We start from the raw sequence: 13,802 nt of genomic DNA, 5'->3' as shown, positions 1-13,802 counted from the left end.
ACAGGGAGGAGAACGGGATGCCGGATGGAATCCGGACGGTCGAGGAGCTTGCGGGGGAGCGCCGCCCGGATCGCGTCGCGGACCTGAGGGAGCTCTTCCCGGAAGCCTTCGCGGACGGCGCCGTGGACCTCGCGCGGCTGCGCGTCCTGCTCGGCGACGCCGTCCCCACCCTGGGCGCCGACGAGCCTCAGGAACGCTACGGGCTCAGCTGGCCCGGCAAGCGTGAGGCGATCCGGCTGGCGCAGCGGCCGTCCACGGGCACGCTGGACCCGCTGCGCCACGAGTCCGTCGGCTGGGCCGGCACCCGGAACGCCGTCGTCGAGGGGGAGAATCTCGAAGTCCTCAAGCTCCTGCAGAAGCCGTACTACGGCAGCGTCAAGCTCATCTATCTGGATCCTCCCTACAACACCGGCCATGACTTCATCTACGAGGACGACTTCGCCGAGCCCACTGCGGCGTATCTCCGGCGCTCCGGGCAGGTGGACGGCCAGGGGTTCCGCACCTCGGCCAACCGGGAGACCTCGGGCCGGTTCCACTCGGACTGGCTGAGCATGATGTACCCGCGGCTCGTGCTGGCGCGGAGCCTGCTGGCCGAGGACGGCGCCCTGATCGTCTCCATCGACGACGGCGAGCTGGCCTCCCTCCGCCACCTGGTGGACGAGATCTTCGGCTCGGAGAACTTCGTCGCCACCCTGATCCATCAGCGGGCCAAGGGTGGGGGCAACGCCCGGCACGTGGTGCGCGGCCACGACTACGCGCTCGTCGTGGCGAAGTCCCTGCGGAGCCTGCCGCCGTTGCGCCGGGACAAGGTGGTCCAGGGCCGGGTCGAGGAGATCGACGGCGTGCGGTACCTGGTCGATGACGACGTGATCCGCAAGACGTTCGGCAAGTACGAACCGGGGGTGGAACGCCGCTGCCTCTACGAGGAGCTCGTCGAGTACAAGGGCGAGGCCAAGAAGCGGGAGGTGGACGAGCGGATCGCCCGTGGGGAGCTCTTCCTCCTGCCCTGGGGCGACGGCAAGCACGCCGTTGCGAAGCGCACCCCCGTCCGGGAGGCCTCCTCCAAGCTCTACTCGATCGTGAAGGTCCTCTCCGAACAGGGCCGCAAGGATCTGGAACGACTCGGCCTGGACGGCGCCTTCGACTATCCGAAGCCCGTGGACTTCGTGCAGCAGCTCGTCCGCGCCGCCACGTCGCCGAATGGCGGTGACCTGGTGCTCGACTTCTTCGCCGGCTCCGGCACGACGGCCGAGGCGGTCCTCCGGCAGAACGCCGACGACGGCGGCGACCGCCGCTTCCTGCTCGTCCAGCTTCCCGAGGAGTCCGGTCAGCCCGGGTTCCCCACCCTGGCCGCCGTCACCCGGGAGCGTGTGCGGCGAGCTGGACGCCTGCTGAGATCGGGGGCCGACACCGATTCCGTCCCCGGCGACACCGGTTTCCGGGCCTTCCGGCTGAGTGCTTCGCATTTCCGGGAGTGGTCCCCGGAGACGAGCACCCTGCTCGGGGAGGATCTGGAGGTGTTCGTGGACAACGTCGAAGCGTCGGCCACGGACGAACAGATCGTTCACGAAATCCTCCTCAAGGCGGGTGTCCGCCTGGACACGTCCCTGGAGGTCCTGCCGCTGGCCGGTGAAGTGGTGGTCCTTGCGGAGGGCGGAGCGGTCGCAGTGAGCGCGGCCCGGAGGATCACCCCGGATTTCATCGAGGCACTCCTGGACCTCGAGCCGGCCCCGCGGCAGATCTTCCTGTTGGATTCGGCGTTCGGCGAGGACGACTCGCTCAAGCTCAACGCCCGCCTCCGCTTCGCCGCCCGCCGTGGAGAGACCGACCCCGACCGGGACCACGCGCTCCGGACGGTGTAGGCGTGCGGCGGCGACGATTTCACTCGGGAGCCGCACCACCCGCCCCGCACCCGCCCCGACCTTTCAGAAAGAAGCCCATGGAACTCACCTTCGACGCCACCCAGCCGCACCAGCTCGCGGCGGTGGACGCCGTCGTCGAGCTGTTCAGCGGGCAGCCGCTCGCCCAGGGGTCCTTCGGCACCGCGCTCGAGGAGGAGGGCGTGCTGTTCTCCGGCGGCGGGGTGGGGAACCGGCTGGCGATTCCGCCGGAGCAGATCCTGGAGAACCTTCGCGCCGTGCAGGGCCGGGCGGAGAACTTCGTCCCGGAGGACGCCCGGGACGAGTCGCTGGCGTCGCTCGATTTCAGCGTGGAGATGGAGACCGGCACCGGCAAGACCTACGTCTACCTCCGCACCATCCGGCAGCTCCGGGAACGGTACGGGTGGCGGAAGTTCATCATCGTGGTGCCGTCCGTCGCGATCCGCGAGGGCGTGCTGCAGAGCCTCCGCGCGATGGACGGACATTTCGCGGAGCTCTTCGACCATCAGAGCCTCGACGCCTGGGTCTACGACTCGAAGGACATCAGCAGGATCCGCAGCTTCAACCGGGACAGCGAACTCAAGGTCCTGATCATGACCCTGGCGTCCTTCAACAAGGCCGGGAACGTCCTCTACAAGGACCTCGAAGGGCTGGGCCGGGGCATCAGCCTGCTCGCGGAGACCCGGCCGATCGTCATCCTCGACGAACCGCAGAAGATGGAGAGCCGGAAGAGCAAGGAAGCGCTGCGGCAGCTGAGGCCGCTCTTCACGCTCCGGTACTCCGCCACCCACAAGGACCGTCACCACCAGCTGTACACCCTGGACCCGGTGCGGGCGTACGACCTGGGCCTGGTCAAGCAGATCGTGGTCCGCTCCGTCCTGCAGGAGCACGACCCCAATCGGGCCGGGATCCTGCTGCGAGCCGTCGACGCGGGACGGGACGGCGTGAGCGCCACGGCCGAGATCGAGGTCCGGGCCGGGGACGGGGTGGTGCGGAAGGCCGTGCGGCTGGACCGGGCCGGTCAGGATCTCCAGAGACTCTCGGGAGGCCTGGAACGGTATGCCTCCTGGGTCGTGGAGGACATCCGCGCGGACACCGGTGAGGTGGTCTTCGCCAACGACCGTGTGCTCCGCGTCGGGGAGCGGACCGGGGTGGACCGGGATTCCCTCATGAAAGCCCAGCTCAGGTCCACTGTGGAGAGCCATCTGCAGCACGAGGTGCTGCTGCGCCGGAAATTCCCGGAGCCGGGCCGCCGGGTCAAAGTGCTGTCCGTGGTGTTCATCGACCGGGTCGCGAACTACACCGGCGGCGGTGACCACGAGCCGAAGATCCGCCGCTGGTTCGAAGAGGCGTACACGGAGCTTTCCACGCAGCCACGGTTCGCCGAGCTGAGCCTGCCCGAGGTGGACGCGGTCCACACCGGGTACTTCGCCACGGACCGTGCCGGACGGCCCCGCGACACGTCGGGCACGACCGCGGATGACCAGACCGCGTACGACGAGATCATGCGGGACAAGACGAAGCTTCTGGAGCACGGCAACCCGCGGCGGTTCATCTTCAGCCACTCGGCGCTGCGCGAGGGCTGGGACAACCCCAACGTCTTCCAGATCTGCACCCTCAACGAATCGGTGTCCGTGGACCGGAAGCGGCAGGAGATCGGGCGCGGCCTCCGCCTCCCGGTGCACGAGAACGGCGAGCGCTGCTTCGACCCCGCGGTCAACCGGCTCACGGTCATCGCCAATGAGCACTACGACGACTTCGCGCGCGCCCTGCAGGCGGAGATCGAGGAGGAGACCGGCGTGACGTTCGACGGCGGCCGCATCCGCGATCAGCGCGCCCAGGTGCACGTCGAGGTTCCGGAGCTCACCGCGCTCGCGGACGACCCGGCCTTCCGCGCGCTGTGGCGGAGCATCAACCCGCGGACGCGGTACGAGGTGAGCTTGGACGCCGGAGCGCTCCGGGCCGACGTCGTCGAGCGGCTCCGGCGGGAACCCGCCGTCCAGGCGCCGCGGCTCGTGGTCGGTGACGCGGTGCTCGGGATGACGCGGGGCGGTCCGGGGGCCGCAGGCGGGGTGGACGCGCGCATGGTGCACGGATTCCAGGAGGCCGGGCAGGTGAACGCGGCGCCGCGGATCCCCGACGTCCTGGGGCATCTGCAGCGGGAGACCGGCCTCACCCGTGCCACGCTCGCGGGCATCGTCACGGCGTCGGGCCGGGCGGAGGAGCTGACCGTCAACCCGCAGGCGGTGCTGGATCTGCTGGTGCGGGTCATCAACGAGTCCCGTCGGGCGCTCATGGTCCAGGGCATCCGCTACCACCGGGTGGACGGGCCGGAACACGCCGAGTGGCCACTGGAGATCCTGCGGGACCTGGACGGCGAGGCCGACGCGCGGCACCTGGTGGGCGTGGAGGGGTCGATCGTGAGCTACGTCCGGGTCGACTCCGAGGTGGAGCGGGACTTCGCGCGCGGGCTGGACGACCGCTTCGCCGATGGGGACGTGGACGGTGACGTGAAACTGTTCCTCAAGCTCCCGCCGCGGTTCCGGATCCCCACCCCGGTGGGCGGGTACAACCCGGACTGGGCGGTCCTCAAGATGGAGCTCAGGGACGGGCAAATGCGGGACGTCGCCGTGGTGGCGGAGACCAAGTCCACGCACCGGCTGGATGCTCTGCGGCCGGAGGAACAGCGGAAGATGGCCTGCGGGCGGGCGCACTTCGCGGCCCTCGGGGTGCGGTACGAGGCGCCGGTGGTCGACGCCTCGGAGATCTGAGAGGGGGAGCGGTGGATCCGTTCAGAAGTGGTCCGTCCGGAAGTGCGAGCTGGCCCGGACTGCCGGCAGGAGACCGGGTGTGCGGTGGTGGTTCCCCCTGGCCGCCGCCCGTCCCGGAGCAACCGGACGGAGGGATCCGGGCCCTGCTCTGGCCGCTGCGCTGACGCAGCGGCAGGCAGCGGTGGTGTTCGGCGGAAGGCAGCGTCGGCGTTCGACGGCGGCGGGCGCGCCGGCGTCGCGGGCCATCCTGGTCACGGGGCGACAACACCCGTGACGGCGCTCGTGGCGGGGCTTAAGCTGAACGCATGAGCACCTTCGCCGTCACCCGCAGCGCCTTCATCCAGGCCGCGCCCCAGGACGTCTTCGCCCACGTCAACAACTTCCACCTCTGGGGCGCCTGGTCGCCCTGGGAGAAGCTCGACCCGGCGATGACCAAGAACTACAGCGGCCCCGAGTCCGGCCGCGGCGCGGCATACTCGTGGGAGGGGAAGAAGGCGGGGGCGGGCGCCATGCTGATCGAGGGCGTGACCGAACCTGCCGGCAGCACCGACGGCTCCGGTTCCATCGACATCCGCCTCAACTTCCTCAAGCCCTTCAAGAACGAGAACCACACCCTCTTCACGTTCGTGCCGGAGGGCGACGGCACCAAGGTCACCTGGACCATGAGCGGCGAGAACAAGACGCTGTTCTCCAAGATCTTCGCGAAGCTGTTCAACATGGACAAGATGGTGGGCAAGGACTTCGAATCGGGCCTCGCGAGCCTCAACGAGGTCGTGACCAGCTCCTAGACGGCTCCTCCCCACGCCTCCCCACGCGAGAGAACAGATGGCGCCCCTACCCAGGCCGGGTAGGGGCGCCATCTGTTCTCTCGCGGAGGGGTGGGCCGGGGTCAGGCGCCGGCGCCGCCCTGCCAGAGTGCGGTGAAGGGGGCTCCGGAGGCCACGCGGTTCTCGATGCCACGGGTCACGAAGGCCTTGGCGGTGCGCGCGGCTTCGAGCGGAGTGGCGCCCTTGGCCAGCTCGGCCGTCACGGCGGCGGCCAGCGAGCAGCCGGCGCCGGAGACGGCGACGTCCCCCACCTTGGGTTCGGACAGGATCTCCAGGGTCTCGCCGTCGTAGAAGACGTCGACGGCGGCGTCACCGGCCAGGCGCACGCCGCCCTTGGCCAGCACGGCGGCGCCGCTGAGGGCGTGGATCTTCTTCGCGGCCTCCACGAGGTCATCGACCGTGGAGATGGTCATGCCGGAGAGCGATTCGGACTCGAAGTGGTTCGGGGTGACGAAGGTGGCCAGCGGCAGGATCTGGGCCTTGAGCGCCTGGTCGGTGTCCAGGGCATGGCCCGGTTCCTGGCCCTTGCAGATCAGCACGGGGTCCAGCACGATGTTCCGGAATCCGCCGCCCTGGAGCGCCGTCTCGACCGTGGAGATCGTGGCGGGGCTGCCCAGCATGCCGATCTTGACGGTGTCCAGCACGCTCCCGGCGCCCGACTCGGGACCGTAGGCCGCCGTCGTCGCCTCGAGCTGGTCGGCGATGACCTGCTGGTCCACCGGCACGAAGCGGTGGTTCCAGTTGTCCTTCGGGTCGAAGGAGACGATGCAGGTCAGGTTCACGATGCCGAAGACGCCCAGTTCCTGGAAGGTCTTCAGATCGGCCTGGGCACCCGCGCCGCCGGTCGCCTCGGAACCGGCGATGGTCAGCGCGATGGCGGGGGATTCGGAATGCAGTTCGGTCGACGTCATGGCACCATCCTCCCACTGCGCGCCACCCGCTCGCGTTGTGCGGGTGGACAGGGGACGACGACGGCGATGAGTCAGACGGGCAGGCGCCCTCTGACCCTCGACGCGCGTCGTGTCCGCCGCTGCGTCAGCCCGCGATGCCGGGGTTCGGGTTGGCCTTGAGGAACTCTCGGTAGCTGCTGAGGGTGTTCCCGCCCGAATAGCCGAGCACGGTCGGCGAGTAGGAGCCCGAGCCGTCCGCAGCGGTCACCAGGATCGTCAATGACGCTTCGGGGTCGCCGTCCGCGGCTTTCACGATCGCCGGGAAGGCCTGCCGCATGAGCTCCTTCAGCGCGGCGTCGTCGCTCGTGTCCGCCTTGATGTCGACGGTGCCGGTCCGGCCCATGCCCTGTTTGGTCGAGTACTGGCTGTCCACCGAGGAGACGTGCGGGAGCGACGCGACGGAGGCCTTGTACTTCTGAGCCAGCGCGCCGTCGTCCTGCTTCGCCCCGCCCGTGCACGCGCTGAGCAGCGCGATCAGAGTTCCCGCGAGCAGGATCAGTTTCAGTCTTCTCATGGGTTCATTGTCTCCGGCCGATGTTGGACACCGTCGAACTCACCTGGCTGAGATCGTCGGTGATGAAGCGCTGGGTCGAGGGGTCGTTCTGGTAAGAGGAGAGGTCGGAGGTGTTCGCATAGCGCTCCACCGAATTCGCGTAGTTGTTGAAGTCGTGGTTGCCCTTGGCGTCGAACGGACCAGACCCGGGGGGATTCGGGAGGGTGACCACGGTGCCGCTGTTGTCCCTCGTCCAGGGCAGGAGCACGGGGCCGATGGGCTTCGCGTTCCCCAGATCGAGCTGTGGCACCACGTCGTTCGCGTGCTGGATCTCCAGGGTGTTGACGCTGTCCGGGATGTGGGTGGAGTCCACCGGCGAACCGTACGTGACGACGTTCGTGAGGTTGAACCGGTCCCGGAACCCCGAATCGGCGGCGAGGGCCGCCGCAGTCATGCCGCCCTGCGAGTGGCCGACGAGCATGACGGGGGCTCCCTCGGGGATGCCGGCGTTCTCCATGGCGAGCCGCACGGCCTGACTCATGGTGGAGAGGTCGCCCGAGGCGGTCTCGAGGTTTCCGGTGAGGTCCATGGGGTCCGAACCGGACAGCGGGTTCCAGTTCTGCGTTCCGGGGATGCTGACGATGTATGCCGGCCCGTCGCCCTTGTCGACCGCCGTGATGCGGACGGCGTTGTCCGGGACGCCTGACTTCCCGGTGTCGTCGTACGTGGCGGTGACCCCGCGGAGGATGTTGGCCAGGTTGGTCGGCAGCGGGGTGTTCTGATGTCCGTCGATCAGCGGGGGCTGCTTGCCGTGGTACGCCGGATCGTAGACGCCCACGAACTGCGGATCCCCGGCGTAGGGGGTGCCGTCGTCGAAGAGATGCGGGTTGGCGAGGCCGAGCGTATTGGTGGTGGCCGCGAGATTCAGGGTGGACCCCACCAGGAGCGTCCCTCCAGCGACCAGCTCGGTGAGCGACGGCGGCTCGCCGTGGATCAGGGAGTTCCACGCCATGTGCCCGAAGTTCCCGAGCGCCGACGCCTCCTGGCTCAGCGCCGAGACCACGTTGTGCACGGGGGAGTGGGAGTCGTTGATGACCCAGTTCCACGCCTGCTCGAACGGATTCCCGCCGCCCCCGCCGTGCGGCCGGCCGTCGCCGGCGTTCTTACTGGCCACCTCCTGCTCGCGGACCTGCTCGCGCATGGTCCGGGCCGCGGCGTGCAGGGCGTGCGACGCCGCGGTGAGCGTGTGCCGGTGGCCGTTCCACTCGCTCTTGAAACCGTCCGCATCGGGCCCCTTCCAGGGAGAGGAAGCGAGTGAGGAGCTGATGTCCTTGCTGAGCTGCGCCAGCCGGTCGGCGCCCTGGTCGAGCTTCTTGCCGAAAGTCTTGCCCTGCTCCACGTCCATTCCGAACAGGCTCATGAGCGCGCACCGCCTTCCGCGGCGCTGCTCAGGAACTGCTGAGCACCGAGGACATCCCAGACCAGCTGCCGCGCCAGGGTTCCGGGTTCCTGCGGGATGAGCACGACGCCGGGCCGGCCCTCCGGTGCGGCCCCCGCGCCGCCCTGACCGTCGCCGCTGCCGTCCACCTGCCGGGCGGGCGTCGTCCGCACCTCGAACAGGCGATCCGTCAGAAGCCACAGGTGCACCGAGCGGTACAGCGGGGAACCGGGGTCCGGGATGCCGGTGGCGATCTGCCGGCCGGCGGCCACGGACAGCTGCACCGTGGCCCGCGTGGCGGCGTTCACCGCGGCCAGCTCCGACGCCGTGACGGGGAGACGTTCCTCCCGGTCGACGGAGGGCATCGCGGTGGAGGTCAGTTCGGGGACGTCCGGCAGTGCCGCAGACACGACCGCCCAGAGCGATTCCTCGGAGAACGCCGTCACGGCCATGCGCTCGCCGACCGTCTCGGTGGTGACCGTGCCGTCCGGCAGCTCCCGCACCGTTCGCGAGCTGGTCCGGGCCAGTCCGGAGCCACCGGCCAGGCTCACGTCGCAGTGCACTGAGACGCCGGAACTCCGCGCCACCAGCTCGAGGGTGAGCGGGGCTTCGGCCGCCCGCGTCAGAGTCTGCTGCCAGTCCGGGGTGAGGGCGCCGTCGTCGTCCGTGAGGCCCGCGGAGCGAAGCTCAGCTTCGAGCGCCTGCCGCTGGTCGTCGGTGAGAGCCGCGAGCGGATCCGGCAGGGTTTCCGCCGGGGGCTGCGTGCTCGCGGCTCTGGACGCCTTCTCCACAGCGAGCGCCCAGCTGAGCACATTCAGGTCAAGCGAGTGATCCGTCATCGCGGCTGTCATGTCGTCTCCGGGGGTTCGTCGCCTCGGCGTCTGATCGCCGGGTTTGTGGTCACCGTACTACGACGCCGACGGACGGGACATGGGGAGCGCTGCCCATCGGGGGCGGGGCCGCGCAGCCCGGTAGGTGCCGGAGCCCGCGCCCACTCTGCGCCGGTCTCGTGTGTCGTGGGAGAATACCGAGGGGATTCCGCCGAGCCGGGATCCCTCCAAGTGCTAATACAGCGGGGCCCGAGGGCCCTGGCGAACCACTTTCCGGGCCCGACCCCGACGCTGCCGCGCACGTCGTGGGGCTGACGGCCCTTCACCTGAATTGAGAATCACATGAACGCCGAGAACACCGCCGTGCCGCCCTCCCAGCAGGGCGCCGCTTCCAGTTCCACTGTCAAGGCCAGCTACGCCTCCATCGGCAGCCCGTTCTTCGGGATCCTGCTCGCGATCATGGCGGTGATCGTGATCCTGTCCAACATCGGCGCGTCCAAGGGCGTGGTGATCGGGCCGGTGGTGACGGACGGCGGCTTCTTCCTCTTCCCGCTCGCGTACGTGCTGGGCGATGTGATCTCCGAGGTGTACGGCTTCAAGGTGGCACGGAAGGCCATCATCACCACATTCGCGATCTCCGTGTTCGCCTCCCTGTCCTACTGGGTGATCATCGCGCTGCCCGGCTTCGATGACGACTACGGCCGCGCCAAGCAGGCCGCCCTGGAAGGCGCGCTCGGCCCGGTCCCGCAGATCGTGCTGGCCTCGCTCCTGGCGTTCCTGGCCGGGCAGACCATCAACTCGTGGATCCTGGTGAAGATGAAGGCCCGCACGGGGGAGAAGACCCTGTGGGCGCGCCTCATGGGATCGTCCGGTGTGGGCGAGTTCGTGGACACGCTGATCTTCTGCTCCATCGCGGCGCCCGTGATCGGCATCTCGGACGCGCCGACGTTCATCAACTACGTCCTGGTCGGGTTCCTCTACAAGACCCTGGTGGAGTATGCGCTCGTGCCCGTCACCGCACTGGTGATCCGCGCGATCAAGCGCCGCGAACCGAGCTACGGAGCCTGAGGCGGGGACGGCGTCGCGTCGGCGAGCCTCCTGATGTTCAGGCGGACGACGACGGCGGGGCGCCGTTCTGAGACCAGGGGACTTCGAGCAGGGGACGGAGAGCCAGGGATCCCTCGGGCGTGAGTCGCAGGGCCCGGGCGCTGCCGAGGTGCACGAGCCATTGCCGGCGGATGAAGGTTGCCAGCAAAGCCTCCGCAGCGGTGCCGGCGAGGTGGTCCCTCCGTTCGGTCCAGTCCAGACAGGGGCGGGTGAAGGCGCGCGAGGAACTCATCGGAAGGTCGACCTCGAGTGTCTCGAACCAAGCATGACCTGCCGCGGTCAGGGTCCACGAGGGGTGCAGATAACCGAGACGATGCATTCCATCGGTCAGGGCAACGCCCAGTCGTCCCGCCAGGTGGCGGTAGCAAGTACGCGCCTCGCGCAGCACCTTGTCGGCACGTTGCGACCGAAGCGTAGCGGCAGCCGGTTCTGTCTTCTGGGAGAAGGCCGCGAGCGACTCCACGAGATCCGCTACGGCGGGGCTCGCCAGGCGCACATACCGGTGGCGGCCCTGCCGGACCTCGGTGAGCATCCCGGCGTCGACCAGGCGGTGGAGCTGTTCAGTGGCTGAGGGGCGGGCAATGGTGAGGGCATCCGCGAGTTCCGTGGGCGTCCATGCCCGGCCATCCAGCAGGCTCATCATGATCGACGCCCGTGTTTGGTTCGCCAGGAGGGCTGCGGTTCCTGCGAGGTCCGGCCTGCTCACGCTGTTCATGCCACCGAGTGTAGGCCGACCATGATTCGGACAGCGCCGAAGTGTTCCGGCACCAGACTTCAGGCCATGGATTCTTCACTCGTGATCTCGCCTCCAGTGCACTACTTCGGAACGCCGGTGATGCTGCTGAGCACTCTGATGCCCGACGGACGGACGACGAACATCACCCCCATCTCGTCCGGGTGGGCCCTGGGCAGCACGTACGTTCTCGGCCTGGGCCGCGGCGGGCAGGCGCTGCGCAACCTGGAAGAGCACCCTGAGCTGGTGATCAACCTGCCCTCTCACGATGCGGCCGCCGCCATTGAACGCATCGCCCCGACCACCGGATCCGCCGTCGTGCCTGACGCCAAGCGTCCTGCGTACCGCCACGAGCCCGACAAATGGGGGCTCGGTGGCTTCACCCCTTTGCCGAGTGAGTGTGTGGCTCCAGCCCGGATTGCGCAATGTCCGGTGCAGATTGAGGCCAGGGTCATTCGCACGACACCGCTCGACGACGCCGACGACGCTATGGTCGTCCACGCCCGGATCGTGAGAACGCATGCCCACGAGCCGATCATCATCCCGGGCACGTCCCACATCGACGTCCAGCGATGGACTCCGCTGTACTACACCTTCCGGCACTACTTCGCTCAAGGCGCCGCCGTCGGCGCCAACTTCAGAGTCGAAGCCTGAACCGAACCACCAGGGCGGATAGTCGAACCGCTCGGGCAGAGGAAAGCGTGGGTCGAATGGAGGGCTTGGTGAATCAAAAAGTTGTTGCTGGCGGGTCGCGGGAGTCATCCTTCGGGATGGCCTGTCTGCTCGCAGGCGACTCATAGAGTGAAAGATGACCTTTACATAGGTCATTGATGTTCCGCACTACGCACCTCACGACGCGGCGGGCCGGAACCCGGTCAGCCAGATTGGAGCACGATATGAACGAGACATCTAGGACTCTCGGCGCCGCGGCTCTTGCGCTGGCCATCGGAGTTGGATCCTTCGGCTTGGGATATGCCACCCATCCTCAGAGCACAGCGGGCGAAAGTTCCACAGTGGAGGGTGCCGGCAACGCGAGGGGAGCCGGCCCTGACACACAGGCCCTGTCCGTGTCGGTAGAGGACAAGTCGCCGACCGACCTGACGATCAAGCCTTCGGCTCCTAAGCCTTCCGAACCTTACGTTGTCTCATTCGTCGCACGGGTGAACGGGCAAAAGGTCGTGCGGCTGAACGCTACGGGTGCGACCTTCTCCCTCGGGCAGGGCGGGTCTCTGCAGGCCAAGGATTCCCGAGGGAAGGTTATCGATTCCACGCCGGCTCAGTTTCACGATCAATGGCGTTCACTATGCTCTCAGGTTCACCCTGAGCAACGACGCACAGCAGGTAGACGTGGTGTACCGGTGGACCTCGACAGCTTCGGAAGCCACCGTGCGCACTGTTGTGGACCAAAACTGCGCCCTCAATAATCTCCTGTGGGGTATGGGCAGCGGCGTCGTCACCGGCGCTGGCGCCGGTGTGCCCGGAGTCGTCATTGGCGCACTCACCGGGGCTATCATTTCCGGAGTCCAGAGCGCCACCAGCTGCTAGGAGCCTGCCATGACGAAAACTCCCCGCAACCCACTGTCCCGGACACTGCTCTGGCTTCTTTTTGGGCTGGCGATCGGCGTCGTGACCGCTGTGATTCGCAACCTGCTCGGTGAACACCAAAGCGGTCTGAGCATCTTTTTCACTGTGCTGGCGCCGACCGCTGCAGCCGGCACCGCCGCAGGAATCAAGAGTTTTCAGAAGTAGACGCACCGCAACCCATAGACGATCTGGAGCTTCCGCCTGGCGCAGGTAGGAGCTCCAGATCGTGTCGCCCGCACGGGCCATTCCCGTGGCGACCTGGCCAAAGGTGGGGAACGGCGTCGTCAGCGTCCGAGGCCCGCTTGCATGAGGCCGGCGCCGGCTGCCCAGACCAGGATCGCGAGGAAGGCGCCGGCAAGGGTGATCCACCAAGCGGTCTTGCGGCGGGCGAGGCGGATGATCGTCCAGATGACCGCTCCGACGAAGACGGCGGGCGGTACCGCGAGAGCTATCAGCCAACCGACCGACATCAGGCCGGTATTGCATTGATTCGCGGAGCAGCCGTCAGACATCATCGAGAGGAAAAGGGGCAGGAATCCGAGGAATGCGAATCCGACGACGCCGATGATGATCAGGATGATCGAGACCATCAGGTCCGCGGTCTGGGCACCTGACCTGGCCAGCTGGGGAACGCCCGGCCAAGACCCTGCCCCCACGGGGCCGGAGAAATCCGGTGGTGGCTGTACCGTCATGGCGACAGTATGGCATGGCATCGCCCGCCCGGCAGGGAATGCGCCGGTACGGTCTCGTCGTCCGGTTCGGGGCGGCAATCGCTGAGTCAGAAACGGTCGTTTCTGACTCATGGGTCAAAATTGGTGCGCGCCGCGGACGCGAGCCTCAGGGCCGAAGTCAACGGCATCGCATCCGAGTAATGCTGCGGCGCCCCGGAACGCGCGTCCTATTCACCCTTGGTCGGTTGTTCAACGGGCCCCCGGGCCGGCTGGTGACTTGTCGGCTCGTGTGCCCGGAGATGGTCCATACTTTCGCCCAGGGCAAATTCTGAGGTGGAACCGGCGACCCCGACAGAAGAGCCCATGGCGAAACTCGAGGACTTCATCGACCGCACGCGCCACAAGAGATCGTTTCCGTGTCGCTGCAGACATGTAGATTGGGGTCGACCCCGGGCCGGTCGCCCGCGCGATGCCTTAACGCCCCATCTGGCGTTCTTACTGTTCCAGACCACTTCTGC

12 protein-coding genes are annotated in these 13,802 nt (G+C 67.9%); 6 read left to right on the top strand and 6 right to left on the bottom strand.

Features of this window, described 5'->3' with window-relative positions:
* Nucleotides 1-17: 17 nt before the first annotated feature.
* From AB6732_RS15150 to AB6732_RS15140, 3 genes are all read left to right on the top strand, one after another.
* Complete coding sequence (locus AB6732_RS15150; RefSeq protein WP_370960730.1) at nt 18-1,862, top strand: site-specific DNA-methyltransferase; 1,845 nt, start codon at nt 18-20, stop codon at nt 1,860-1,862.
* 77 nt (nt 1,863-1,939) lie between these two features.
* Nucleotides 1,940-4,651: a DEAD/DEAH box helicase family protein gene (locus AB6732_RS15145; protein ID WP_370960729.1), complete on the top strand. Its 2,712-nt coding sequence runs from the start codon at nt 1,940-1,942 to the stop codon at nt 4,649-4,651.
* A 305-nt stretch (nt 4,652-4,956) separates the two neighbouring features.
* Entirely contained in the window at nt 4,957-5,439 is a 483-nt protein-coding gene (locus AB6732_RS15140; RefSeq protein WP_370960728.1) for an SRPBCC family protein, read from the top strand.
* Nucleotides 5,440-5,540: 101 nt separating this feature from the next.
* On the opposite strand, the gene AB6732_RS15135 is transcribed toward AB6732_RS15140, so the two are convergent.
* The 4 genes from AB6732_RS15135 to AB6732_RS15120 all read right to left on the bottom strand — a co-directional run bounded on the left by AB6732_RS15135 (nt 5,541) and on the right by AB6732_RS15120 (nt 9,210).
* Nucleotides 5,541-6,389, bottom strand: a complete 849-nt coding sequence (locus tag AB6732_RS15135) for a hydroxymethylpyrimidine/phosphomethylpyrimidine kinase (protein WP_370960727.1) — start codon at nt 6,387-6,389, stop codon at nt 5,541-5,543.
* 124 nt (nt 6,390-6,513) lie between these two features.
* A complete protein-coding gene (locus AB6732_RS15130; protein WP_370960726.1) occupies nt 6,514-6,942 on the bottom strand; it encodes a hypothetical protein in 429 nt (142 codons plus the stop codon).
* A 4-nt stretch (nt 6,943-6,946) separates the two neighbouring features.
* Nucleotides 6,947-8,341, bottom strand: a complete 1,395-nt coding sequence (locus AB6732_RS15125) for a hypothetical protein (RefSeq protein WP_370960725.1) — start codon at nt 8,339-8,341, stop codon at nt 6,947-6,949.
* Nucleotides 8,338-9,210: a hypothetical protein gene (locus AB6732_RS15120; protein ID WP_370960724.1), complete on the bottom strand. Its 873-nt coding sequence runs from the start codon at nt 9,208-9,210 to the stop codon at nt 8,338-8,340. The genes AB6732_RS15125 and AB6732_RS15120 overlap by 4 nt, the downstream gene beginning before the upstream one ends.
* Nucleotides 9,211-9,531: 321 nt before the next feature.
* On the opposite strand from AB6732_RS15120, the gene AB6732_RS15115 reads away from it, so the two are divergent.
* Nucleotides 9,532-10,257, top strand: coding sequence for a queuosine precursor transporter (locus AB6732_RS15115; protein WP_370960723.1), 726 nt, complete (start codon nt 9,532-9,534; stop codon nt 10,255-10,257).
* 37 nt (nt 10,258-10,294) lie between these two features.
* Here AB6732_RS15115 and AB6732_RS15110 read toward each other — a convergent pair whose 3' ends face one another.
* Nucleotides 10,295-11,011 carry an ArsR/SmtB family transcription factor gene (locus AB6732_RS15110; RefSeq protein ID WP_370960722.1) on the bottom strand — a complete coding sequence of 239 codons (717 nt, stop codon included), beginning with the start codon at nt 11,009-11,011 and terminating at the stop codon, nt 10,295-10,297.
* A 66-nt stretch (nt 11,012-11,077) separates the two neighbouring features.
* On the opposite strand from AB6732_RS15110, the gene AB6732_RS15105 reads away from it, so the two are divergent.
* Both AB6732_RS15105 and AB6732_RS15100 read left to right on the top strand, forming a co-directional pair.
* Entirely contained in the window at nt 11,078-11,683 is a 606-nt protein-coding gene (locus AB6732_RS15105) for a flavin reductase family protein (RefSeq protein ID WP_370960721.1), read from the top strand.
* Nucleotides 11,684-12,583: 900 nt separating this feature from the next.
* The gene (locus tag AB6732_RS15100; protein ID WP_370960720.1) at nt 12,584-12,778 is read left to right on the top strand and encodes a hypothetical protein; all 195 of its coding nucleotides are present in this window, start codon (nt 12,584-12,586) and stop codon (nt 12,776-12,778) included.
* A 119-nt stretch (nt 12,779-12,897) separates the two neighbouring features.
* Here AB6732_RS15100 and AB6732_RS15095 read toward each other — a convergent pair whose 3' ends face one another.
* Nucleotides 12,898-13,305, bottom strand: coding sequence for a DUF6264 family protein (locus AB6732_RS15095; RefSeq protein WP_370960719.1), 408 nt, complete (start codon nt 13,303-13,305; stop codon nt 12,898-12,900).
* Between the last annotated feature and the right edge of the window lie 497 nt (nt 13,306-13,802).

It is taken from the genome of Arthrobacter sp. RCC_34 (assembly GCF_041360795.1).
Taxonomy (GTDB): Bacteria; Actinomycetota; Actinomycetes; order Actinomycetales; family Micrococcaceae; genus Arthrobacter_E.
The sequence above is the reverse complement of the archived record's forward strand: the minus strand, read 5'-3'. Positions and strand labels throughout refer to the sequence as shown.